At 62.2% G+C, this 23,186-nt stretch carries 20 protein-coding genes and 1 pseudogene; 10 read left to right on the forward strand and 11 right to left on the reverse strand.

The window, feature by feature from the left end; translation table 11 throughout:
* Positions 1 to 348 (reverse strand): aromatic amino acid lyase (locus HV773_RS35150; RefSeq protein WP_175198405.1); only part of this gene is annotated, 348 nt, incomplete at its 3' end.
* A gap of 241 nt (positions 349 to 589) precedes the next feature.
* Between HV773_RS35150 and HV773_RS35155 the strand changes: the two genes are divergently transcribed.
* The 4 genes from HV773_RS35155 (at position 590) to HV773_RS35170 (ending at position 3,666) form a co-directional block, all read left to right on the forward strand.
* Complete coding sequence (locus HV773_RS35155; RefSeq protein WP_175198406.1) at positions 590 to 1,348, forward strand: ABC transporter substrate-binding protein; 759 nt, start codon at positions 590 to 592, stop codon at positions 1,346 to 1,348.
* 119 nt (positions 1,349 to 1,467) lie between these two features.
* The gene (locus tag HV773_RS35160) at positions 1,468 to 2,157 is read left to right on the forward strand and encodes an ABC transporter permease (protein ID WP_175198407.1); all 690 of its coding nucleotides are present in this window, start codon (positions 1,468 to 1,470) and stop codon (positions 2,155 to 2,157) included.
* The gene (locus HV773_RS35165; RefSeq protein WP_175198408.1) at positions 2,154 to 2,867 is read left to right on the forward strand and encodes an ABC transporter permease; all 714 of its coding nucleotides are present in this window, start codon (positions 2,154 to 2,156) and stop codon (positions 2,865 to 2,867) included. Before HV773_RS35160 ends, HV773_RS35165 begins: the two co-directional genes overlap by 4 nt.
* A 31-nt stretch (positions 2,868 to 2,898) precedes the next feature.
* Complete coding sequence (locus HV773_RS35170; protein ID WP_175198409.1) at positions 2,899 to 3,666, forward strand: ABC transporter ATP-binding protein; 768 nt, start codon at positions 2,899 to 2,901, stop codon at positions 3,664 to 3,666.
* Positions 3,667 to 3,738: 72 nt separating this feature from the next.
* Here the strand turns inward: HV773_RS35170 and HV773_RS35175 are convergent, their stop codons facing one another.
* On the reverse strand, positions 3,739 to 4,758 hold the full coding sequence (locus tag HV773_RS35175; protein ID WP_175198410.1) for an NAD(P)H-dependent flavin oxidoreductase: 1,020 nt from the start codon (positions 4,756 to 4,758) through the stop codon (positions 3,739 to 3,741).
* Positions 4,759 to 4,790: 32 nt separating this feature from the next.
* Between HV773_RS35175 and HV773_RS37205 the strand changes: the two genes are divergently transcribed.
* Positions 4,791 to 4,997 (forward strand): hypothetical protein, encoded by a 207-nt coding sequence (locus HV773_RS37205; RefSeq protein WP_246282635.1) that lies wholly within the window; start codon positions 4,791 to 4,793, stop codon positions 4,995 to 4,997.
* 99 nt (positions 4,998 to 5,096) lie between these two features.
* Here the strand turns inward: HV773_RS37205 and gabP are convergent, their stop codons facing one another.
* Complete coding sequence (gabP, locus tag HV773_RS35185) at positions 5,097 to 6,491, reverse strand: GABA permease (protein ID WP_175198411.1); 1,395 nt, start codon at positions 6,489 to 6,491, stop codon at positions 5,097 to 5,099.
* A 378-nt stretch (positions 6,492 to 6,869) separates the two neighbouring features.
* On the opposite strand from gabP, the gene HV773_RS35190 reads away from it, so the two are divergent.
* Entirely contained in the window at positions 6,870 to 7,706 is an 837-nt protein-coding gene (locus HV773_RS35190; RefSeq protein WP_175198422.1) for a c-type cytochrome, read from the forward strand.
* A gap of 265 nt (positions 7,707 to 7,971) precedes the next feature.
* Entirely contained in the window at positions 7,972 to 9,546 is a 1,575-nt protein-coding gene (locus HV773_RS35195) for a serine hydrolase (protein WP_175198423.1), read from the forward strand.
* A 114-nt stretch (positions 9,547 to 9,660) separates the two neighbouring features.
* Here HV773_RS35195 and pobA read toward each other — a convergent pair whose 3' ends face one another.
* Positions 9,661 to 10,845 (reverse strand): 4-hydroxybenzoate 3-monooxygenase, encoded by a 1,185-nt coding sequence (gene pobA / locus HV773_RS35200; RefSeq protein ID WP_175198412.1) that lies wholly within the window; start codon positions 10,843 to 10,845, stop codon positions 9,661 to 9,663.
* A 180-nt stretch (positions 10,846 to 11,025) separates the two neighbouring features.
* Here pobA and HV773_RS35205 point away from each other — a divergent pair, with 180 nt between their 5' ends.
* A complete protein-coding gene (locus tag HV773_RS35205; protein ID WP_175198413.1) occupies positions 11,026 to 11,898 on the forward strand; it encodes a helix-turn-helix domain-containing protein in 873 nt (290 codons plus the stop codon).
* A 145-nt stretch (positions 11,899 to 12,043) separates the two neighbouring features.
* Here the strand turns inward: HV773_RS35205 and HV773_RS35210 are convergent, their stop codons facing one another.
* The 5 genes from HV773_RS35210 to HV773_RS35230 all read right to left on the reverse strand — a co-directional run bounded on the left by HV773_RS35210 (position 12,044) and on the right by HV773_RS35230 (position 17,851).
* Complete coding sequence (locus tag HV773_RS35210; protein WP_175198414.1) at positions 12,044 to 13,219, reverse strand: porin; 1,176 nt, start codon at positions 13,217 to 13,219, stop codon at positions 12,044 to 12,046.
* Between the two features lie 85 nt (positions 13,220 to 13,304).
* On the reverse strand, positions 13,305 to 14,672 hold the full coding sequence (locus HV773_RS35215; RefSeq protein WP_175198415.1) for an MFS transporter: 1,368 nt from the start codon (positions 14,670 to 14,672) through the stop codon (positions 13,305 to 13,307).
* A 233-nt stretch (positions 14,673 to 14,905) separates the two neighbouring features.
* A complete protein-coding gene (locus HV773_RS35220; protein ID WP_175198416.1) occupies positions 14,906 to 15,253 on the reverse strand; it encodes an NIPSNAP family protein in 348 nt (115 codons plus the stop codon).
* Positions 15,250 to 16,992, reverse strand: a complete 1,743-nt coding sequence (locus tag HV773_RS35225; RefSeq protein WP_281365336.1) for an FAD-dependent oxidoreductase — start codon at positions 16,990 to 16,992, stop codon at positions 15,250 to 15,252. The genes HV773_RS35220 and HV773_RS35225 overlap by 4 nt, the downstream gene beginning before the upstream one ends.
* A gap of 13 nt (positions 16,993 to 17,005) precedes the next feature.
* The gene (locus tag HV773_RS35230; RefSeq protein WP_175198418.1) at positions 17,006 to 17,851 is read right to left on the reverse strand and encodes an SDR family NAD(P)-dependent oxidoreductase; all 846 of its coding nucleotides are present in this window, start codon (positions 17,849 to 17,851) and stop codon (positions 17,006 to 17,008) included.
* Positions 17,852 to 17,975: 124 nt separating this feature from the next.
* On the opposite strand from HV773_RS35230, the gene HV773_RS35235 reads away from it, so the two are divergent.
* Entirely contained in the window at positions 17,976 to 18,908 is a 933-nt protein-coding gene (locus tag HV773_RS35235; protein WP_175198419.1) for a helix-turn-helix domain-containing protein, read from the forward strand.
* Positions 18,909 to 18,929: 21 nt separating this feature from the next.
* Here the strand turns inward: HV773_RS35235 and benC are convergent, their stop codons facing one another.
* Together benC and HV773_RS35245 are read right to left on the reverse strand one after the other, a co-directional pair.
* A complete protein-coding gene (gene benC, locus HV773_RS35240) occupies positions 18,930 to 21,719 on the reverse strand; it encodes a benzoate 1,2-dioxygenase electron transfer component BenC (protein ID WP_175198420.1) in 2,790 nt (929 codons plus the stop codon).
* A gap of 219 nt (positions 21,720 to 21,938) precedes the next feature.
* The gene (locus tag HV773_RS35245; RefSeq protein WP_175198421.1) at positions 21,939 to 22,853 is read right to left on the reverse strand and encodes a LysR substrate-binding domain-containing protein; all 915 of its coding nucleotides are present in this window, start codon (positions 22,851 to 22,853) and stop codon (positions 21,939 to 21,941) included.
* A 231-nt stretch (positions 22,854 to 23,084) separates the two neighbouring features.
* On the opposite strand from HV773_RS35245, the pseudogene HV773_RS35250 reads away from it, so the two are divergent.
* Positions 23,085 to 23,186, forward strand: a pseudogene (locus tag HV773_RS35250) (succinate dehydrogenase, cytochrome b556 subunit); the annotation flags it as partial.

The following is a 23,186-nucleotide window of genomic DNA, read 5'->3' on the forward strand; positions in this document are numbered from 1 at the left end:
GCCCGAGTGGCCACGGCCCAGGCTCGAGAGCTTCAGCGCCATCATCAGGCGCACGACCGGCAGCGACATCGGCTCGCCCACGCCCACGGCGTGCGACAGCACCAGATTGCGCTGCAGCAGTTCGAGCTGCTCGCGCGGGATATGTGTGCTGGCAAGGCGGCCAAAGCCCGTGTTGATGCCGTAAGCCGGCTCACCCTTGGCCGTGATTTCGGCAACGGTGCGCGCGCTCGCATCGATCGCGGCAAAGCTTGCCGGGTCGAGCTGGAGCTGGACGCTGCTGCTGTCCGCGGCGCGCGCGATCTGGCGCAGTTGCGGGAGGGTCAGATGGCCAGGGGTCAGTGTAATCATCGCAGTCGGGAAGTTGTATGGACAAGATGACGTCAGATTACACAAAACGACTTGTCTATACAAGTTAAAAGCGATTCGTGTATACCCTCATCCTCGCCTTCCTGACGCCGGAATTACGGGGCCTTTCGTTTACAGCACAAGCACTTGGCCCAGGTAATTACACCGATTGTTGCACCCCGGTGCAATCGGTAATTTGTATAGACAACTCACTGCTCAGCAGAAAATTCCGTTCGGAGACGTCATGAAGAAACTTGCCCTGTGTGTCGCACTCGCTCTTGCCGCCGGCGGCGCTTACGCGAAAGACTGGTCCACCATCCGCTTCGGCACCGACGCCAGCTACGCACCGTTCGAGTCGAAGGCACCCGACGGCAAGCTCGTCGGCTTCGACATCGACCTCGGCAATGAGATCTGCAAGCGCCTGAACGCGAAGTGCGTGTGGGTCGAGCAGGACTTCGACGGCATGATTCCGGGCCTGAAGGCCAAGAAGTTCGATGGTGCGCTTTCCGCGCTCACGGTCACGCCGCAGCGCGAGCAGCAGATTGCGTTCTCGCAGAAGCTCTACAACACCCCCACGCGCCTCGTCGCGAAGCAGGGCTCGACCCTGCAGCCGACCATCGAGTCGCTCAAGGGCAAGACGGTGGGCGTCGAACAGGGTTCGACCCAGGAAACCTACGCCAAGCAGAACTGGGCGACCAAGGGTGTGAACGTCATTACGTACCAGAACCAGGACCAGGTTTATCTGGACCTGAAGTCGGGCCGTCTGGACGCTGCGCTCCAGGATGAAGTGCAAGCCGATCTCGGCTTCCTGAAGACGCCGCGCGGCGCAGGCTTCGCGTTCGCCGGGCCGGAAATCCCCACGGGCGCCGCCGCCATCGGCCTGCGCAAGGACGACGCCGACCTCAAGGCGAAGATCGACAAGACGATCGCCGACATGATCAAGGACGGCACGTACAAGAAGATCCAGTCGAAGTACTTCGACTTCGACGTGTACGGCGGCTAACCCGATCGCCTTGCTTGCCGCTTCACTTGCATCGACACGGGGCGCTTATCGTGCAGTTGCTGCGCAGCGCGCGGCACGCGTAAAGCGTAAAGCGCCCCGTCATTGAAGGACGTCCATCCATGCTCTTCCAAGGCTTCGGCCCTCTCCTCCTCGCCGGCACGTGGGAAACCATCAAGCTCTCGCTGCTGTCGCTCGCCGCGGCGTTCGTGCTGGGCCTCATCGGCGCTGCCGCGAAGCTCTCGCCCAACCGCATGCTCGCGCGCCTCGGCACGATGTACACGACGCTGATCCGCGCGGTGCCCGATCTCGTGCTCATGCTGCTGCTCTTCTACAGCATCCAGATCTGGCTGAACCACCTGACCGACGCGATGGGCATGGACCAGATCGACATCGACCCGTTCGTGGCCGGCGTCATCACGCTCGGCTTCATCTACGGCGCGTACTTCACCGAGACGTTCCGGGGCGCGTTTCTCGCCGTGCCGCGCGGCCAGATCGAAGCGGGCTTCGCATACGGCATGAGCTCCACGCGCGTGTTCACGCGCATCCTGTTTCCGCAGATGATGCGTTTCGCGCTGCCGGGCATCGGCAATAACTGGCAGGTGCTCGTGAAGGCCACCGCGCTGGTTTCGATCATCGGCCTCGCCGATGTGGTGAAAGCCTCGCAGGACGCGGGCAAAGCCACCCAGGAATTCTTCTTCTTCACGCTCGCAACCGGCGCGATCTATCTCGCCATCACCACTGTTTCCAACCTGGCATTGCACCGCCTCGAAAAGCGCTATTCGACCGGTGTGCGGAGGGCCGCGCTGTGATCGAACTGCTTCAGCAATACTGGCCGAACTACCTGTACAGCGACGGCTTCAACTACAGCGGCCTCGTCATCACGCTCTGGCTGCTGGTCATCTCGATCGTGCTGGGCTTCGGATTGGCCGTGCCGCTCGCGGTTGCGCGCGCTTCGCGCAATCCGTGGATCTCGCGACCGGTTTGGCTCTACACCTATGTGTTTCGCGGCACGCCGCTCTATGTTCAGTTGCTGCTTTGCTACACCGGCATCTATAGCCTGAACTATGTGCATACGCATGCGCTGCTCGGCGAATTCTTCCGGAGTGCGATGAATTGCACGCTGCTCGCCTTCACGCTCAACGAATGCGCCTACGCCACCGAGATCTTTGCCGGTTCGATCCGCGAGACCCCGGCTGGCGAGATCGAGGCGGGCCTCGCCTACGGCATGTCGAAGTTCAAGCTCTACACGCGCATCATCCTGCCCTCGGCATTGCGCCGCGCGCTGCCCGCGTACAGCAATGAAGTGATCCTGATGCTGCACGCCACGACGCTCGCGTTCACCGCAACCGTGCCCGACATCCTGAAAGTGGCGCGCGACGCGAACTCCGCCACTTATATGACCTTCGAGGCTTACGGCATTGCGGCCATCCTCTACGCAACGATCGTCTTCGCTTTGATCTGGGCCTTCCGCCGCATGGAAACCCGGATGCTGGCTTACCTGAAACCGCAAGGGCACTGAACGCGTTCCGCGCGTTGATGGAGTATTGAATATGTACAAGCTGATTGTCGACGACCTGCACAAGAAGTTCGGCGAAAACGAAGTGTTGAAAGGCGTATCGCTCAAGGCCAAACCCGGTGACGTGATCAGCCTGATCGGCTCGAGCGGATCGGGCAAGAGCACCTTCCTGCGTTGCATTAACTTCCTCGAATCGCCGTGCTCCGGCCGCATCACGGTCAACGGCGAGGAAATTCGCACGAGCGCCGACCGCACCGGCTCGCTGCGCGTGAGCGACCCGAAACAATTGCGGGCGATGCGCACGCGCCTTGCGATGGTGTTCCAGCATTTCAACCTGTGGGCGCATATGACCGTGCTCGAGAACATCGTCGAGGCGCCCGTTAGCGTGCTGGGCCTGAGCCGCGCCGAAGCCGAGGAACGCGCGCGCAAGTATCTTGCCAAAGTGGGCCTCGCGAATGGCGTCGAGCACAAGTATCCTTCGCATCTTTCGGGCGGCCAGCAGCAACGCGTGGCGATCGCCCGCGCGCTGGCCATGGAGCCCGAGGTGATGCTGTTCGACGAGCCCACTTCCGCACTCGACCCCGAACTCGTGGGCGAGGTGCTGCGTGTGATGCAGGCGCTCGCCGAGGAAGGCCGCACGATGATCGTCGTCACGCACGAGATGGGGTTTGCGCGCAACGTGTCGAATCACGTCGTGTTCCTGCACAAGGGCAAGATCGAAGAGCAAGGCGACCCGAAGGAAGTGCTCAACTCGCCGCGCAGCGAACGGTTGCAGCAGTTCCTCGCGGGGCGGCTGAAGTAAGCGACCGAAATAAGCGACCGAAACAAGCGACCGAAAAAATCGACCTGGCGGCGCACCGCAACCTTCCAGGCCTCACGCGCCAATGCGTCGCCGCGCTTGAAGCGCCTCCGCCACCATGCGCTCGACCACTTCCGCGGCGGAAGTCCGCGCGTTCACGAGCGCCGACGATTCGCCCGCGAAGAGCGCCATGCGCTCCAGGTCGCCTGTCGTGCTGCGCAAGGGCGAATCGGTGCTGTACAGGTAGAGCGGCCGCCCGTCCTCGTGGCCGATCACTTCGCGGGGCAGCTTGTCGGGGTGGTAACCGAACAACTGCCCGCCCGCCGCGGCCGTCACGCTATTGGCCAGCACGCGCACCGGCGAATTGGGCGGCCAGTTGATCGCAAAAAGGTCGGTGTAGACGGTATCGCCCGCCCTCGCCTCGCAAATGCGCTCCTTGTGATAGTCGTGCGCGAACGATTCATGCGTCGCTAGAAATGCCGTGCCGCAATGCACGCCCGATGCACCCAGCGCGAGCGCCGCGATCAGACCGCCGCCCGTAGCGATCCCGCCCGATGCGACCACCGGCACACGCACCTTCTGCACGACCTCGGGAAGCAGCGTAAGAAGGCCGGTGCGCCCGCGCACGTGGCCGCCGGCCTCGATACCCTGCACGATCACGGCATCCGCTCCAGCCTGCTGCGCCGCCAATGCGTCGGCCAGCGACCCCACCTGGTACAGCACGATGGCTCCGCCATCCTTCGCGCGCTTCACCGCGTCCGGCACGACATCCCAGAAGAAGCACAGCGCGGGCACGCGCGCCGCGAGGCACATGTCCAACTCCGCCGCGAACAAGGCGGGCTCGGTCGCACATGGAATCAGGTTCACGCCGAATGGACACGGCGTTGCCGCGCGCACGGCGGCGATCTCCCGCTCGATCAACTCGGGCACTTCGCGCACCATGCCGAGCAAGCCGAATCCCCCCGCTGCGGAAACGGCCGCGGCGAGTTCGGACCTGGCCGGTCCGCCCATGCCCGCCGAGACGATCGGATAGCGGCAACCCAGCAACTGGGTCAACGCGGTGCGCAAGCAGTCGGATTCGGCATTCACACTCATCTGGCACGCTCCGGTAGCGATGGGATTTTGCAATGATCGCTCAAACCCGGCCGGACCGCGCGCCTTTCCACACCATCGGGACGCGAAGCGTCGAGCGGCCCGATCAGGTCGTGCCAGGCAACGGGCTCGAAACCAGCAACGCCGCCACTATCAACGCGCTTCTGCTGAAGGAGCTTGGAGCCGTTGCGGCATCAGGAGCAACCTACATCACGCCCACCGTTGCGCTGCTAATTGGCTGAGTGTTCTTTTCCATATGCATCAGCATCCATGCCGTAGTGCGAATACGAATCGCCCTGTAGCAGGCGGCCACGTGGCCGCCTGCGCGCGTCGGTCCGTCGTCAGGTCGACGACACGCCACGATGGCCGATACCCGAACGCGCGGCGTGGTTGCGCTTGTTCAGCCGCGCCGCGATCACCACGAATCCGGCGAGCACACCCGTCGCGGCGACTTCGATCCGGTGGCCGTCGAGGAACAGCATCGTTACGAGCGTCCCGCAGATGAACAGAATGACCGCCCACGTGAGCCACGGAAACATCCACATCTGCAACGGCAGCGCCGCGCTGCTCGCGCCGAGCATCCGGCGCATCCGCAGTTGCGATACCGCGATCACCAGATAGACGAGCAGCGCGATTGCACCCGACGTCGCAATCAGCACATTGAACACCTGCTCCGGCACCACGTAGTTCGCGATCACGGTCAAAAAGCCGAACGCGGTCGACGCGAGCACCGCCGCGCGCGGCGTGCCAGTCGAGTCGGTGCGATGCAGGAACGCGGGCGCGTCGTGGCGCTTGGCCAGCGAGAACAGCATCCGCGACGCCGTGTAGAGCGCCGAGTTCAGACAGCTTGCGACCGACACAAGCACGATCACGTCGATGATCCCCTTCGCATGCGGCACGCCGATCAACTCCATTGCGCGCTGATACGAGCCGTGCACCGGCAGCAGCGGATCATTCCAGGGGACGATTGCGGTGACGAACAGAATCGAGCCGAGATAGAAGAGCGAGATACGCCAGATCACCGAATTCGTCGCGCGCACGATCTGGCGAGCCGGATCCTCCGATTCGGCCGCGGCGATCGTCACGATTTCGGTGCCCACGAATGAGAACATCGTCATCAGCATGCCCGCGAACACCGCACCGACTCCGTTCGGCATAAAGCCGCCGTGATCCACGAGGTGCGCGAAGCCTGAAGCGTGGCCACCCGGCAGCAACCCGAAGACCGCCGCGCCGGCGATGGTGATGAACGCGGCAATCGCGACCACCTTGATCAGGGCAAACCAGAACTCGAATTCGCCATAGTTCTTCACCGAGAACAAATTCGTCAGCGTCAGCAGCAGCGTGACGCCGAGCGCAAAGGCCCAGGTCGCGACGCTCGGGAACCACGCGTTCAAAATCGTTGCGGCGGCGGTCGCCTCGATCGGGATCACGAGCACCCAGAACCACCAGTAGAGCCAGCCAATCGTGAAGCCGGCCCAATGCCCGATCGCGCGATCGGCATACGTTGAGAACGAACCGCTGTCCGGATGCGCGACTGCCATCTCGCCCAGCATGCGCATCACCAGCACGACGAGCGCACCCGTCATCGCATAGGCAATCAGCGAGGCTGGCCCGGCTGCCGCGATCGCGTGCCCGGAGCCAACAAACAGGCCTGCGCCGATTACGCCCGCGATCGACAACATCGTGACGTGACGTTGCTTCAGGCCAGTAGCGAGGCCCGTATGACTACCACTCATGTCTTCCTCCAGTCCGTATTTCTAGTTTCCAGCCGGCTGCCCGATGGAACCACGCTTTGCAGCGAGCCAACAGCGCGACTTGCGCGGTCGGCATGCTGTTGCTCACATGGCGACGCCAATCATCTCGGCACAGCGCTATGCGATCTAGAAAATACGCGACTGCACCCCGTAACAAATGCGACGCGCAGTTGTTCGACCACGACATTTCGGCGGTATGCTTCATCGCAACCGGGAGGAAAGGCGCCCATTATTCATGCGCCGGGCATGGAGATATCCGCGTAAACGGCATATTGCCCGTCGAAGCCTATGGATGTTCAATCGACGACCGATGGGGTCGTGAAAATGAAGGCGCGCGCACACACGAACAGGGAACAAAGGATGAAACATCGCTGGTTGTTTCTCTTGCTGCTGACGCTCAGCATGAGCGTGCCTTGCGCAATGGCCGCGCCGCCCGCGCTCGGTCTGACCATAGGTGGCAATACCTTGTCGCTAACCGCACAGGTATTGCTGGCGCGTCCCGATGCAACCGACATCACCGTGCCGAACGATGTGGCCTACGGTAAATCGATGACCTATCGGGCGGTACCGCTGGCCGACTTGCTGGACGGGATCAAGCTATCCGCGGACAGCGTGCTGGAGGCTCGCGCAACCGATGGCTTTGTAGCGCAACTGCCGATGGACCTCGTGCGTAATCGTGATGCCGCTGGAGCCGTTGCGTGGCTCGCGATTGAAGATCCGGCGCGACCATGGCCGAAGCTGCCGGAAAAGGCGGTCAGCGCCGGGCCGTTTTATCTGGTCTGGATCGGCCCAGCTGCGGCGTCGGTCCGTAGTGAGCAATGGCCCTACCAGATCGCGCAGCTCACCACACAAGCATCTCCGGCCACGCGATGGCCGGCGCTTGCGGTTGATCCTGCGCTGCCGGCAACCGATCCGGTGCGAGCTGGCCAGAGCCTGTTCATCACGCAATGCTTTGCGTGCCATCGGCTCAATGGCGCGGGTAGCGCGAACGCGGGTCCCGACCTCAACCTGCCGATGAATCCGACCGAGTACTTCCAGCCAGCTGCATTGCATCGCTATATCCGCAATCCGGCGTCGGTCCGCAATTGGCCCGGCCGCGCCATGCCGGCGTTTGCCCCGGACCAGTTGAGCGATCGCGAGATCGATCTGGTCGTGACCTATCTTGCGTATATGGCGCAGCGTAAGGTGACGAAATAAGGCTCAATCAATCGCGACGTCCGTGACGATGATCCGCGCTGCCGACCGTCTGGCCGCGTTCGGATACCCCGCGGAGGCGCTATCAGGTTGGCGCACAGGCGGCGGCAGAATGAAGCGAAGAAGAGAACAAGATCGCTTTATCACGGCCACCGCTTCCCTGCTGTCGTCATCAGCGGTGCGGCGCAACCCGGGCAGCGCCTGGCATTTGGACGAGATGTTCGTGACGCCAACGACCTATGCAAACCAACCACAACTCACCATGACAATGAAAACTGAACCCACTACGACTCCCCACTTCCAGATGCGTCGGCGCGTTCTAGGCACAGCATTGTGTGGCGCGCTGAGCGCATGTGGTGGTAGCGCAGCCGTGACGCTAAGTTCGGGTGCGCCGAACGGGCCCGTATCGGATGCACAAATTAGTGCGGCACTTGCGCAACTCGATGGGCTCGCACGCAGCATGATGGCGACCTCGGGCATCCCCGGCATGTCGGTCGCGGTCGTGCAGGGCGCGAAGACCGTCTTCGCGCAGGGCTATGGCGTCACAAGCGTGACAACCCAGCAGGGCGTCAACGCCGACACCGTGTTCCAGCTCGCTTCGGTATCCAAATCTGTCGGGGCGACGGTCGTCGCGGCGCAGGTCGGTCAGGGCGTCGTGAGCTGGGACACCCCCATGTCCCGTGTACTGCCGTGGTTCACGCTGTCCGATCCGAGCGTCACGGCGGCGGTAACGGTCGGCGATCTCTACGCGCATCGCTCGGGATTGCCGGAGCATGCCGGCGACTCGCTCGAAGAGATCGGCTACGACCAGACGCAAATACTGCAACGTTTGCACTACCTCGCGCTCGACCCGTTCCGTACGACCTATCACTACACGAACTTCGGGCTCACCGCGGGCGCGGCCGGCGTCGCGGCCGCGGCGGGCGTGGACTGGGCCACGCTCTCGCAGCAAGCGATCTACCGGCCGCTCGGCATGACGCGCACCAGCTCGCTCTACGCCGATTTCGCCGCGCGCACGAATGCCGCGGCGGGCCACGTCCTGGTCAACGGCCAGTACGTGCCCGGCCCGCTGCGCGACCCCGACCCGCAATCGCCGGCGGGCGGCGTCAGCTCGACCGCGAACGACATGGCCCGATGGCTCGCGATGCTACTCGGCAACGGCACCGTCAACGGCCAGACGGTGATTCCCGCCAGCGCGCTCCAGCCGGCACTCTCGCAACAGATCCAGAGCCGCGCCGCCAGTGCGACGCTGCCGGCGGCGTATTACGGCTACGGCTTCAGTTTGAGCACGACCGACAGCGGCCGCGCAATGTTCAATCATTCCGGCGCGTTCACCACCGGCGCGGCGACTACCTTCACGGTCGTACCGTCTATCGACCTCGCCATTGTCGTGCTCACCAACGCGGCACCCGTGGGCGTGCCCGAAGCGCTCGCGCAGCAGTTTTTCGATCTTGTGCAGTATGGCAAGCCCCAGCGGGACTGGCTGGCGTTTTTCACCTCGGTGTTCGCCCAGTACTCGCAACCCTTGGGCGCGCTGGCGGGCGCGACGCCCCCGGCATCGCCGACACCCGCGCAGCCGCTCGCCAATTACGCGGGCGTCTACGCCAACGATTATTTCGGTCCGCTACAGGTTGTCGTCCAGAACAATGCGCTCGTGCTCACGCTCGGTCCCGCCGGCACGCAGTTCACCTGCACGCACTGGAACGGCGACGTGTTCAGCTACGTCTTGCCGCCCACGGAAGCTCCGGCTGGCTCGCGCTTCGAGGTCAGTTTCGCGGGGCCGAAGGTGACGCTCGACAGTTTCAACGAGGGGGGCCTGGGGACGTTCACGCGCGCGTCGTAGCCGGGCGGTGAAACGCCGTTCGCGGCTCGCCGCGCCCGACGAGCCGGAGCAAGAATGATCGGGCAAACGTGAGGCATGCCGGCGAGTGCGAATCAAGCGAACATCACGGGCGCTTCATTCAATGGGCTCGTACGGCAAACCAACGTAGTTTTCCGCGATCGTCTTGAGCCCGGCATCGGATGTCGTGTAGTAGTCGTAGTCGGTACGCTGCATGCGCTTGTCGAAGGCATCGCGCTCCGAGAACTCGTGCAGAAGGTTCGTCATGAACCACGAGAACCGTTCTGCTTTCCACACCCGGCGAAGCGCGATTTGCGAATACCTTTCCAGTAGATCGGTACGGCCGTCGCGGTAGACGCGATTCAGTATCCGATAAAGCGTGCTCACGTCGCTTGCGGCGAGATTCAACCCCTTCGCGCCGGTCGGCGGCACGATATGCGCCGCGTCGCCAACGAGAAACAGCTTGCCGTACTGCATCGGCTCAACCACATAGCTGCGCAGCGGCGCGATGCTCTTCTCGAGCGACGGCCCGGTCACAACCTTCTCCGCCACGTCCTGGGGCAGGCGGGTCTTCAACTCTTCCCAGAAGCGTTCGTCGGACCAGTCTTCGACTTTCTCGGTCAACGGCACTTGCAGATAGTAACGGCTGCGAGTCGTCGAACGCTGGCTGCACAGCACAAAGCCGCGCTCGTGATGCGCGTAAATCAGTTCGTGGTTGACAGGCGGGGTGTCGGACAGCATGCCGAGCCAGCCAAACGGATAAACGCGCTCGTAATGCGTAAGCACTTCCGCTGGGATCGTCTTGCGCGAAACGCCATGAAAACCATCGCAACCCGCGATGTAATCGCAATCCAGACGGTATGTTTCGCCGTTCTTTTCGAATGTGACGTAAGGCGTTTCGCCTTTCACGTCGTGCAACTGAACGTTGGCGGCTTCGTAGATCGTGGTCGCGCCGCTTGCGTTGCGCGCCTCCATCAAATCGCGTGTCACTTCGGTCTGGCCGTACACCAGCACCGACGAGCCACCCGTGAGCTGCTTCAGGTCGATGCGGTCACGTCGCCCACCGAACACGAGTTCGATACCGTCGTGAACCAACCCTTCCGCATCCATACGCTCGCTCACACCCGCTTCGCGCATCAGGTCGACCATGCCCTGCTCGAGCACGCCCGCACGGATTCGGCCGAGCACGTACTCGCCGCTCTGACGTTCAACAATGACGTTGTCGATGCCAGCCTTGTGCAGCAACTGTCCCAAAAGCAGGCCGGACGGCCCGGCGCCGATGATCGCAACTTTGGTCTTCATAACCGATGTCTCCTGTATTTCTCTGCCCGTGACTTCTGCTTTGCTCTTTGAGCCCCAATAACTGGCGTCACGGTTAAATTGCATTTTTCTAGAAATACGCAGCGCTGATAAGGCAATTTTTTTGTTTAAAATTGGACTTTTGAAAAGTCCTACGTGGACCGATAACCCGGTGATGAATTCATGAAGCATTCGGCGCAGCGCGACATCCCCGTCTTCAAGTTATACGGCGAAGGGCCTGACTGGGGCACGCTCGATTTGCTGCACTGCGAGTCGATACCGGAACGAAGCAGCTTGCACGATTGGGAAATCGGGCAGCATCGGCACGCGGACCTCGCGCAAATCCTCTACGTTCAGAAAGGTGTGGCGCGGCTCGAAATTGAGGGCGAGAAGACAACGATAAGCACGCCATCGGTCCAGGTCGTCCCGCCGATGTGCGTGCACGGCTTCCAGTTCTCTCCGGAAGTCGACGGATACGTGGTGACCGTCGCCGCGCCGCTGATGAACTGGCTTCAGCAGCAAATCGATGCGCCGCGCCGCGTGCTCGAACACCCGGGCTGTTATTCGGTCGGCAACGACCTGCCTTACCTGAACACGCTGTGCAGCCGGTTGAATCAGGAGTACGGACTTCCTGCACCTTCACGGGACCTGATGCTCCGGTCGCTCGTGAGCGCGCTCGTCGTATGGGTCAGTCGTCAGGATCAACAAGGCGAGGAAAGGGGCGAACCTCAGGATCGTGGCCAAGCCTACCTGAGGGCATTCTCCGGCCTGATCGAAAAACATTACCGCGAACATTTTCCGATCAGCCGTTACGCGGAACGCTTAGGCGTGACGCCGGTGTATTTGAATAGGGTTTGCCAGCGCATAGCGGGCAAAAGCGCCCTCGCCCTGGTCCATCAGCGAGTGCTGCTCGAAGCCAAGCGCAGTCTCACCTATACCGCACTCAATATCAATCAGGTATCCGATTTTTTGGGCTTCACGGAGCCCGCGTATTTCACACGGTTCTTCAAGCGATTCACCGGCGTGACGCCAAACGCTTTTCGCAAGCGAAAATGACTTGACTGTTGCCAGCATCGGGCTGCCGCCCTGCGCGGACATCAACTCGAGCGTGCAACCTGGCGCAAGTCCACGCGCCCAGGCAATCTCCTGAGCGCGTGGCCGTCCGCCAGATGCAAGCGCCGCTTGTGCGTGCAACGAAGCGTCAGAACCTGTGGCGAATCGCGACGCGTACGAGCGCCTGGCGGGTGTTCGACGAGTCGCCTGCATTGCCGATGTTCGCCACTGCAGGCGCACCCGTGGACGACGTACCCGCCGCGATCTGGTACGCGCCCTCGGCATAGAGATCGGTTCGCTTCGAAAGAAAGTAATCGGCCATCACGCTGAACTGGTTGAAATGTTGATTGCCGACGTTTGCGCCTTCCGACGTGTGAACATTGTTGCCCTTCGCATAATCGTAGGCAGCGCCGAGACTGAATGCCGGCGTGACCGACCACTTGACACCCGCATCAACGTTATTGAACCGGGCACTCGCACCGCCTAGTGCCACGATATTGCCGTACTCGATGTTCGACCACGACGCGCCGATCTGCACCGGCCCAATCGTGTACAGCCCGCCCGCCACCGCCACCTGATAGGAATTCGCACTTGCATAAGCCTTGTTCAAGATTCCGGTCAACTGCGTTCCGCTGCCGTTGCTCGTGAAGAAACCCTGGCCCGCGGTGGCCGCGGTCGGATTCTTGAAATAGAGGTAAGCGGCCGCCAGGGTCACCACGCCGTTTGCGTACGCCACGCCGGCCGAATAGCCGCCGTTGCCGCTGATATTGCCGGGTTGGCCGCCCACGCTCCAGGTGGCGCCAAACGTGAGTCCGTTGATGTTCGGGCTCGCATAACGAATCGAATTGTTGGTGCGCAGCGAGTTTGCGGTGTTGTCGAAGTCGCCGGGATGCTGGAAAACTTCGCTCGCCAGATAGCCCTGAATCGTGACCGCCTGAGCATAGTTGACGACCGAATCGTACTGCCGCCCCAGCGTGAGGTCGCCAAAGCGCCGGTTGCTCAAACCGACGGCCGCCTGCCGTCCGAATTGAAGTCCCCCTTGCCCCGCGGCGCCAGAATTCAGGTTCACGCCGGATTCGAGCGTGAAGATCGCACGCGTGCCACCACCCAGGTCCTCGGCGCCTCTCATGCCCCAACGACTGCCGTACATGCCGTTGAGTGAGTCGAGGTACCACTTTTGCCCGCCTTTCGACGGCCCGGTGGCAACGTTGCTATTGAACATGATGCCTTCGTCCAGCACACCGTATAGCGTCAGACTGCTTTGCGCCCAGGCCGATGCACCGCACAGGCAAAGCGGGGCCAATGCGAGAAGCTTCTTTTTCATTTGCGGTTCTCCAAACCTGAATTATTTATTCGCATGTCTAATTATCTGAATAAGAATTCGCGACAAGAGCGGATCGTGATCGTGCCTAGTGCATCGGCACGCTTTGCTGTGCGCGCGTTTGCGAAGCGTCTGCGCCACGGCCGATCATCACGAACAGCGCGCACGCGGACACCAGCGCCGGCACAGCAAGCAGGCCGAACACGGAACCGATCTGCCAGCCGAAGCCCATCAGAGCCGCGCCGACCAGTGCCCCTGCCACGCCCCCTATGCGCCCCACCCCGAGCATCCAGGCAACGCCAGTCGCTCGCCCGTGCGTCGGATAAAACGCGGCGGCCAGTGCGGACATCGACGTGACTGCGCTCGTGACCAACGTCCCGGTCAAGAAGATGAGCGTGCCGAGCCACAACTGGTGGCCAACACCACGCCCTACCAGAAGGACCATCACTGCGGCGAGCACATACGTTGCGGCGATCACGCGATTGGCATTGAGGCGGTCCATGAACCAGCCGACGCACAGGTTGCCCAATACGCCGCCAAGCGGGAAAAGCGAGGTCATCAGGGCTGCACGCGCGCCGGAGAAGCCCGTGTCGCGAAACAGCATGGGCAGCCAGTTGGTGAGCAGGTAATAGATCAGCAGGCCCATGAAATACGCGAGCCACAACATCAATGTCCCGAAGCGGTACTGTCGCGACAGGACGACGCGAATCGCCGATTCGCGCTTCGCGCTCACGCCGCCCTCGGGCGCGACGAAGCGGCAACCTTCGAACGACGTGCCGGGTGCAATACGGCCGAGGATGCGTGCGATTTTTGCGTCGGCTCGCTGCCGTACTGCCATGAACTGAACGGACTCCGGCAAGAGAAGGATCAGCACAACCGTAAGCACGATCGGCCCGATGCCGCCCGCGACCAGCACGCTTTGCCAGCCAAAATGCGGAATCAGCCATGCAGACGCGAATCCACCGAGCGCGAGTCCGGTGGAAAAACCACAGAACATCGTATTGACAACGACCGCGCGCACACGCGTCGGCGCATACTCGGACATCAGCGTAACGGCGTTCGGCATGGCAGCGCCGAGGCCGAGACCCGTGCACAAGCGCAGCACGGTCAGCGACTCGACCGTGCCGGCGAATGCCGCCGCAAGGCTCCACAGTCCGAAGAACGCCACGGAAAGCACCAGCACGGTCTTGCGTCCGAGTCGGTCTGCGAGCGGGCCTGCCAGCACCGCACCGATGCCAAGCCCGACCAGCGCCGCGCTCATCACCGGACCCAGTGCGACGCGCGTAATGCCCCACTGCTGCACGAGCGACGGCGCGATGAAGCCAATGGCAGCCGTGTCATAGCCGTCGGCGGCGACCACGAGAAAGCACAGCACGAGAATGACCCACTGAAATGGCGAGAACCGTTGGCCGTCAATGAAGGCCTGAGTATCGACGACGCGTTCCAAGGTCTTCATTACTGCCCTCCAGCAACGTGATGGACGAGCGGGTGCAGCGCGTCGGCGGGGCCGAAGCGATAGAGCGTTTCCATTGCGATGTCTCCGAAGATTAATGTCGTTCTATTGCGGCACCGTCACCGTGGGCGCGGGACGGCCGGTATCTGCCACGGCGCGCCGCAGTGCCGTGGCGTGAGAGGTTTAAGTCTGCCTGATGTACAGGTACAGCGAATGTGTGATAGCGGCGTAACGGCTTATTCCGCGACGCTACCCAGCGCGGCGGCACGAATGAGCCGCGTCTCCTGCGCCGTGATCAGATGGCCCGATGCCTTGAGATAGGTCTGGAAATCCGGATGCGTATCGCGTGCGATGCATCGTCGTTCGTAGTCCGCAAGATCGTCATACCCCCAAAGGTGGGTGAACTGGTTCTGCGGCCCCACCAGGCTCGTCCAAAAGCCGAGCGGGTGCCCAAGCGTTTCGAGCAGGATCGGCATGGCGAGCCGGTCAAACACCTCGATGAACTCGGGCATCTTGCGCAGCGCGATGGTGTAGACCCGGAAATCCACGAGAGGCTTTGCCAGATACATGGGGTGGCGGCTCATGCGTGCACCTTCTCGTTGCGGGTCGTGGCTTTGTTGGCGATGGCATTACCCGTGACATAGCCGAACGTCATGTTGGGTCCATGAGTGATGCCGGCGCCCGGATAGTTGCCGCCCATCACGCTGCGTCGGTCATTGCCGACCGCGTAAAGGCCCTCGATCTCACTGCCGTCCGCGCGCAGCACCTCGCCGGTAACGCCGGTCCTGAGGCCGTCGAACGTGCCCAGATCGCCCATCACGACCTTCACCGCATAGAAGGGGCCAGTCGAGATCGGCGCAACGCAAGGATTGGGCTTGTTGTCCGGATCGGCGAGATAGCGGTTGAACGACGTGCGGCCGCGATGGAATGCCGGGTCTTCTCCCCGCACGGCATCGACGTTGTAAGCGCGGACCGTCTTCTCGAGCGCGTCAGGAGCAATCCCGCAATTGCGCGCCAACTCTCCGATCGTCTCGCCCTTGACGAGATAGCCTTTGCGCAGCAGCGGCCCCACCGGCATCGGCGCGGGCTTCGCATAGCCCAGGCCATACTTGCCCAGCGCCACCTTATCGCAGATCAGCCACATCGCCGTCTCCCGCTCCCCCTCGCAGGCACGGATTAGCGCCGAGCCAACATCGTGGTAGGAGTTCGATTCATTGGTGAAGCGCTGACCGCTGCGCAGCACGCCGATAACGCCAGGCTTGTAGCGGTCGAGCAAATGCGGGAACACGCCCGTGCGGCCACGGCCGATGGGCACCTTCGACACAGGCATCCAGGCCGATGCATCGGGGAAGCCAACCTGCACGGCACCACCCACCTTCTCCGCCATGGTCAGCCCGTCGCCCGTATTGCCGACGGGCGTGGGCGAGAGATGCTCACCGCCGCGCTTCACATGCGGATAGACCTGCGCAATGCGCTTGAGGTCGTGCGGGAAGCCGCCGCAAGCGAGCACGACGCCGTGCCGGGCGGTGACGCGAAGCTCACCGTCCGCTGCGCTCGCGAGCACACCGGCCACCTTGCCCTGCTTGCTCAGCAGTTCCTTCACGGGCGTCGAAGTGTGGATCGGAATGCCGATTGCGAGCGCCGACTTCGCGAGCCGCGCAGCGAGCGCGTTGCCGCTGGTTACGTTGATCCCGCGGCGGTAAAGCGCCAGCTCCTTGAGATGCGTAGCTAAACGGCGGGCCACATAGCAGAACGAAACAATCGACTTGGTCGCGCGGAAGAAGTGCTTGAGGTCCGCGTTCGAGGAATTGAACATCATCCCCATGAAGGTGATCGTTTCGAGCGGCGGCTTGAGGCGTTGCATGTCCTTGCCCAGCCCGCGAATATCATAGGGCGCGGCGAGGATCGAGCGGCCGATGTCCGCGCCGCCGGGCGCATCCGGGTGATAGTCCGGATAGAGCGTGGGCACGAACTTCATCTCGGTCTCCCGCTCGAAGAACTCGACCATCTTCGGCCCGTTCTCGATAAAGCACTGGACCGCGGCGGCATCGTAGTTGCTGCCTGTCTCGCTCATCATGTATTCGCGCACGCGCTCGACGGAGTCCGCCGGGTTCTGCTGCCGGCCATATTTGCTCAGCGGAATCCACAAGACTCCACCCGACAACGCGGTGGTACCGCCGAACACAGGCTCCTTTTCGAGCACGACGACATCGAGGCCGCGCTTCTTTGCCGTGATCGCGGTGGCGAGGCCCGCGGCACCCGATCCAACCACGACCAGATCGCAAGTGATCTCCTTGGCCATATCCACTCTCCTTTTCGTTATGGTGTGATGGCGCTCACGCGGCCGGGGTGGCGTTGAAGCCGGGGCGCGGAACCATGTCCATCAGCATGCAATCAAGGCCGCCATCGACGAGCACCTCGGCGCCATTGACGTAGGCCGCCAGATCAGAGGCGAGGAACATGGCCGGGCCGGCGAGGTCCTCCGGCTCGCCGATGCGACGGCTCGCGGTGGCGGCGGCGCGGCGAGCCTCGAAGCCGGGCTCCTCGTAGAACTGCGCGGACAGCGCGGTGCGGATCATGCCGGGCAGCACGCAGTTGCTACGCACGCCGCGCGGCCCCCACTCCGCCGCCAACTGGCGCGAGAGCAGCAGCACGCCCGCCTTGCTCGGGCTATAGGAACCGCTATTGGTCTGCGGATTGAGCGCCGCAATCGAGGCAACGTGCACGATACTGCCCTTGCCCGCTGCCAGCATGTCGCGCCCGAACGCGCGGGCACACAGAAGATAGCCGGTGAGGTTCACGGCGATGGCCTGGTTCCAGTCTGCGATCGAGACCGTCTCGAGCGATCCGGCGCGTAGCAGTCCTGCATTGTTGACGAGCACGCTGGCCGAACCGAGCGCGGCGCGAACCTCGTTGGCGGTTGTGGCAACTGAAGCCTCGTCCGACACGTCGCAGCCGAACGCCTGTGCCACGGCACCCGCCTCCCGCAGCTCGGCGGCGACAGCTTCCGCGCCGGCAAGGTTGCGGTCCACCAGCGCCACATGGGCCCCAACACTGGCGAAGGCGCGCGCGATGCCGGCACCAATGCCACTACCCGCACCCGTGATCACGCAGATCTTGCCGTCGAGGTTCAACTTATAGGACGCCGAGGCGGCTGCGCGATTTTCAATTTGCTGTGCCATGTAATGACTTTCCCTAAAATTTTCCGTGCAATTACGCTTACTGAAATCCGTATCGCCATTGAACGCCTCAGGCACCTGTGGAACAATGGACAGAGACGACATAAAACAGGACATACCGTGCATCATGGCCCATGACCAAGAGCGCCGCCGGACCGTTCTGCACTACGCGCTTTACGGTGCGGAGGCCGGCCAATCGTGGGTCGACATGGTCCATTACGAGCCCATTCCCCTGCGTGCCGGCCGTTTCGACTTCGAGATCAAGCCGCACGTCCACGACGCGCTGATCCAGGTGCTGTACGTCACCCGCGGGGGCGGTGAAACCTTCATCGACGGCAGGACGTGGGCAGTCGTTGCGCCATGCTTGATCGTCGTGCCAGCGCACTCGGTACACGGCTTTCACTTCCGCAGCGACATCGACGGTCACGTCATCACCGCCGCGCAGCCCGCACTGGAATCGCTGGCAATGACGGCCGCGCCCGAGCTGCTGGAATTCATGCGCACGCCAACGGTGCTGTCGGTCGATCCCGATGCCGAGCGCGGCACACCGCTGGAAACGCTTTTTCAGTCGATCGGGCACGAGGCGGAGAGTCACGAGCGCTGGCAGTTCACCGCAGGCGCGGCGCTGGCGATCGCCCTCTTCGTCAAGGTCGGGCGCCTCAGCGAGCGCGCCCAGCTTTCAGCCAGCTCCGAGCAGCGGACCATGGCGACGCGGATCGAACGATTCCGCGCGCTGCTCGACCGCCATTGCCGTGAGCGACTGCCAGTCGCCAGTTACGCCAACGAGATGGGTGTGACCACCGGCCAGCTCTCGCGTATCTGCCGCGCCACCTTTGGGGTCTCGGCAATCGAGGCAATCGACGCACGCTCGATCCACGAGGCCAAGCGGCTGCTGGGCTATTCGACGCTCAGCGTGAAGCAGATCGCCAGTGAACTGGGGTTTCAGGACGAGGCTTATTTCGGTCGCTTCTTCCGCAAGCAGACGGGACTTCGGCCAACCGAATACCGCCTGGCGGCGCACGATCGATCCATGCCGCCTGAAAAGGGGGGAGCGGTCTGACTCGGCCGCCCCCTATCCGATTCAGGCCGATAATCCGCACAGCTTGACGAACAGGTGCTCCGGCCCGGAGTTGGTCAGATTGTTGCCCCGCACATATTGAATCGGCCGTGCCGGATCAAGCGCAATCGCGCCAATCTTGCGGGCCAGAGCCTTCGTCGCGATGAGCGTCTCCAGCTTGGCGAGCGGCGCGCCAAGGCATTTGTGCATGCCGTTGCCGAAACCCAGGTGGCCGCTGGAATCGCGGTCGATGTCGAACGTCTCTGCGTCGACAAACTTGCGGCTGTCGCGGTTCGCAGCCGACAGCAGCAGTCGCACCACCGCGCCCTTGGGCAGATCGACGCCCGCGACCGTGGTCGCTTCGGTAGTGATGCGGCTCACGCGCTGTACGGTGCCGCGATAGCGCGCCACCTCCTCGACGAAGCGATCGGCGTCGGCGGGGTTTTCGCGGATACGGCCCAGCAGATCCGGCTGTTCAGCGAGCATGCGAAAAGCGTTGGCCACGAGAATGGTCGTCGTGTCGTGCCCGGCGATGAAGACGAAGGCACACAGTTCCTTCGCTTCCTTTTCCGAAAGCAGTCCGTCCTTCCACATGCGGGCGATATGTCCGCCAATCGACTGGCTGTCGGTGAGCGCGAGCCGCTCCATCGCTTCCTTCAGGTATGCGAAGAAAGCCTGCGCGCTCTGCTCGTCAGTGCCGGTCCCCGGCGCATTGCGGGCGAGACGCCCGAAGTAGCTGAAGGTCTCATCCGACCAGAACTTCATCTTCTCTTCATCCTCGTTCGGCACGTCGATCATCGTGGAGATGGTCGAGATGCTGAGCGGGATGGCGAAATCGTTGACGACGTCACCGCCGCCTTTGGTAATCATCGCGTCGACCAGGTCCTCCGCCCTTTGCGCGATCTGCTCGATAAAAGGATCGAGCGCCAGCGGCAGGAAGGACGGCTGGACGACCTTGCGCAAGCGCGAATGGTCAGGCGCATCGAACAGCGTCAGGAACGTTAGCGGCGGTGGGCTCACGACCTCGGAGGAAAACAGTTTCGGGTTGCGGATCGCCTGGTACACGTCGTCATAACGCGAGAGGAACCACACGTCCGAAGTCGCCGACTGGCAACGCAGCACAGGCGCATGCTCGCGCATCCAGCGATAGTGCTCGTAGGGGTCGCCTTGCGAGCCGTCGTCGACCACCTTGAATGGCTCCAGCCCCTCGGGCCAGTCCAGTTCGTGTGAATAGGCCGGCAGGGTTTTGGCCGTGAACGGGCAAACCTGCGGCGCACTCTGCGGCACGGCCGGCACAGGCAAGGGGGGCGCCGCGACTTGGGGTGCCGTCTTGCCCGGCACCATACGCTCCAGCGCTCGGCTCATCGTGGCCTTCGAATGGAGCGCATGCAGCGCAATCACGTCTCGCGCCTTGTTCAGATCGCCCAGTTCGAAGGCGCCGACAATGTCCCGGTGCTGCTGGACGATATCGCCGACGATCTCGATCTGGTCGGTCAACGCGCGAGCAATGTAGTCCTGCACGGCCAGTTGCCGGTAGAGCGCAATCAGCTGGGTGTTCCTGGAAGCCTCGATCGTGAACAGGTGGAAGGCGTGGTTTGCCTCGATGTAGCGCGCGACGTCAGTAAAACGCTGCCCGGACACAAACGGCGCCGTTGCCTCGGCAAGCTGCCGAAAGCGGATCAATTGCTCGCTCGACAGCCGGCCCATAGTCAATTGAGCCGCCCCCAGTTCGAGAGCCATGCGCAGGTCGAAGGCTTCATCGACATCAACGGGCGCGATGCGCTCCTCGCCGGTTTGCACCACCAGGCCAGTGCCGGCGAACTTCTCGTAATAGAAGTTACGCGGCATCAGCCCTTCGGACGAGAGATAGTTGCGCACCGCATCAACCATCGGCGGCGGGCCACAAAGATAGACATCCGCGTCGCCCGCGTTGAGCTGTGAGGGGAGGATGTGATGGGTGACATAGCCCTTGTGGGGGTGCGCACTGTCGGGGCTGGCGACGGTGCATGCATAGGTGAAGTTCGGCAGGCGCTGCGCATAGGCTTCGAGTCGGTCGAGGCCAACCAGATCCTCATCGTTGTTCACCCCGAGGATCAGGTGGACCGGATACGGGCTGCCGCCCTCCTCGACGATCTTGTCCAGCATCGAGAGGAACGGCGCGAGACCTGTGCCGCCCGCCAGAAACAGCACCGGGCGCTCGATGGCGCGCAGGTAGAAGCTTCCCATCGGACCGCGAAACTCGATTGGGTCCCCGGCTTTGGCGCTTTCGCACAACCAGGTCGACATGGCCCCTTGACGCACATTGCGCACGAGGAAGGACAATTGCGGCTCGGACGGCCCCGAACTAAAGGAGTAGGACCGCGTCTGATCGGTTCCGGGCACGCGGATGTTGACGTACTGCCCAGGAAGGAAGCTGAGATCCGCGCGGTTCTCGAGCTCGACCGAGAAGGCGATCGTGCTGTCCGATGCACGTTCGCAGGCCATGATCCGCCCACTGAAGGAGGACGGCCCGGTGCCGGAAACATCGGAATTCGTGGCGATCTGAACCACGCAGTTGGATCGCGGGCTCATCTGGCAGGTGAGAACCTTGCGCTCGCTTGCCTCCTCCGGGCTAAGCGCCTCTTCCACGCAGTCGCCCAGCACGTACTCGCCGGACTCGCAGACCGCCTTACAGGTGCCGCACACACCATCACGGCAATCGAGCGGAATATTGATTTTCGCGCGAATGGCGGCGTCCGTGATGCGCTCTGTGTCCTCGCATTCGATGAAGCGGGTCACGCCGTCCTCAAAACGGAGGGTTATCTGATGGGCCATGGCGGTGTCTCCTCTAAATTTAATGCCGCCAATTTAGAGCCCGAACCGCGCCCCCCTCAATGGACAGAGATGACGTTCAACCGGACAAAACATGCATCGTGATGGGTGTCGGATAACCGAGCAATCGGGGCCCGACCGTCTTCCGCGTCCAGAAAGTAGACATTGATCACATAACGCGAGCAGTTCACCGGCCCGCGGAACACCCCCAGACTGCCCCGTTCAGTCCGAAGCAACTAAGCCGGAAAGATTCATGGTTGGATCGTTCGCAATCGCAAGGAAGTTTGCAACCTTAGCAGTCCTTGCGTCCTTGCGCGAAGCGAGTGCGAGGCGGATCGAGATGTTTCCACCAAGAACGTCAGCATAGACAACCCCCTCAACGCGAATCTGACATACCGATGCGGGTACCAGCGATACACCGAATTCAGCCGCGACCAGGTTGACGACAGACGAAAGTTGCGGGGCTTGTTGACCCATTAGTGGAGTGAAGCCAGCGTCGCGGCAAGCCCCGATGATCACGTCATGCAAAGTTGGACTTGCTTCGCGAGGAAGTAGAACAAAAGAGTCCTGAGCAAGTGCATTAAGCGGGATTTTTCGCTTCTTCGCCAAGGGATGCGTAGTAGGCAAGACGAGCTTCATGGGCTCAACGGCAATGTGGTGGAACGCAACGCCAGCTGGCGATTGATTCCCTAGCCTCACGAAGGCGACATCGAGCCGGCCATCGTCCAGATATGAAAGCAGCTGTGCCGTATTACCTTCTACCAGCGTCAGTGAAACAGCAGGATAGGACTGGCGGAACTTACGGATCAGGATCGCCACTACTGGATTGAACGCTGCGGATCCAGTAAAGCCGATGTTCAGTTGTCCAATCTCTCCCCGTCCAGCGCTTTTTGCGTTCGTGATCGCTTGCTGTGCGTTGTCCAGCAAACGCTTTGCGTCGGTCGCGAACGCTTCACCGGCTTCGGTGAGAACGACTCCATGACCGGTACGACGAAACAGCCGGACGCCCAGTTCGTCCTCCAGCGCATGAATCTGCTGACTTAGAGGGGGCTGGCCAATGCCCAGCTTCTCGGCGGCGCGCGTGACGTTGCGCTCTTCTGCTACCGCCATGAAATAACGGATGTGCCGGAGTTCCATCGTGATATCTGTATAACGTATTTCAGAAAGACGAGAAAGATATTGGACAGAATATCATCAATGGATGAAGATGATGTAAAACCGCCGGCAGATCGAGCGCCGGCAAGCATCTGCTCTGTGTCATGCTCCCTTCCCCCCAGTTTTTCGAAATAATGCGGGCGGCCCATACAGCTTGGCGCCAGATCACGGCAGCAGATGCGTTCTGTTGTCTAATCAGAGTAAGGGTCTAGCATGGCTGAAGCCACAAAAAAACCGAGGCCGGAATTCCGGAACATCGGGCTTGGGCAGATATTGTTCGCATACCGTCTGCCACTCGCGGGGCGCGTGTCGATC

Origin of the sequence: Paraburkholderia caffeinitolerans (assembly GCF_902859945.1) — a bacterium.
Taxonomy (GTDB): domain Bacteria; phylum Pseudomonadota; class Gammaproteobacteria; order Burkholderiales; family Burkholderiaceae; genus Paraburkholderia; species Paraburkholderia caffeinitolerans.

Bases quoted from the DNA above. Each gene is read 5' to 3' on its own strand.
- HV773_RS35155 (WP_175198406.1), top strand. From the start codon at position 590: ATGAAGAAACTTGCCCTGTGTGTCGCACTCGCTCTTGCCGCCGGCGGC.
- HV773_RS35160 (WP_175198407.1), top strand. From the start codon at position 1,468: ATGCTCTTCCAAGGCTTCGGCCCTCTCCTCCTCGCCGGCACGTGGGAA.
- HV773_RS35170 (WP_175198409.1), top strand. From the start codon at position 2,899: ATGTACAAGCTGATTGTCGACGACCTGCACAAGAAGTTCGGCGAAAAC.
- HV773_RS35175 (WP_175198410.1), bottom strand. From the start codon at position 4,758: ATGAGTGTGAATGCCGAATCCGACTGCTTGCGCACCGCGTTGACCCAG.
- HV773_RS37205 (WP_246282635.1), top strand. From the start codon at position 4,791: ATGATCGCTCAAACCCGGCCGGACCGCGCGCCTTTCCACACCATCGGG.
- gabP (WP_175198411.1), bottom strand. From the start codon at position 6,491: ATGAGTGGTAGTCATACGGGCCTCGCTACTGGCCTGAAGCAACGTCAC.
- HV773_RS35190 (WP_175198422.1), top strand. From the start codon at position 6,870: ATGAAACATCGCTGGTTGTTTCTCTTGCTGCTGACGCTCAGCATGAGC.
- HV773_RS35195 (WP_175198423.1), top strand. From the start codon at position 7,972: ATGAAAACTGAACCCACTACGACTCCCCACTTCCAGATGCGTCGGCGC.
- pobA (WP_175198412.1), bottom strand. From the start codon at position 10,845: ATGAAGACCAAAGTTGCGATCATCGGCGCCGGGCCGTCCGGCCTGCTT.
- HV773_RS35205 (WP_175198413.1), top strand. From the start codon at position 11,026: ATGAAGCATTCGGCGCAGCGCGACATCCCCGTCTTCAAGTTATACGGC.
- HV773_RS35210 (WP_175198414.1), bottom strand. From the start codon at position 13,219: ATGAAAAAGAAGCTTCTCGCATTGGCCCCGCTTTGCCTGTGCGGTGCA.
- HV773_RS35215 (WP_175198415.1), bottom strand. From the start codon at position 14,672: ATGAAGACCTTGGAACGCGTCGTCGATACTCAGGCCTTCATTGACGGC.
- HV773_RS35220 (WP_175198416.1), bottom strand. From the start codon at position 15,253: ATGAGCCGCCACCCCATGTATCTGGCAAAGCCTCTCGTGGATTTCCGG.
- HV773_RS35230 (WP_175198418.1), bottom strand. From the start codon at position 17,851: ATGGCACAGCAAATTGAAAATCGCGCAGCCGCCTCGGCGTCCTATAAG.
- HV773_RS35235 (WP_175198419.1), top strand. From the start codon at position 17,976: ATGGCCCATGACCAAGAGCGCCGCCGGACCGTTCTGCACTACGCGCTT.
- benC (WP_175198420.1), bottom strand. From the start codon at position 21,719: ATGGCCCATCAGATAACCCTCCGTTTTGAGGACGGCGTGACCCGCTTC.
- HV773_RS35245 (WP_175198421.1), bottom strand. From the start codon at position 22,853: ATGGAACTCCGGCACATCCGTTATTTCATGGCGGTAGCAGAAGAGCGC.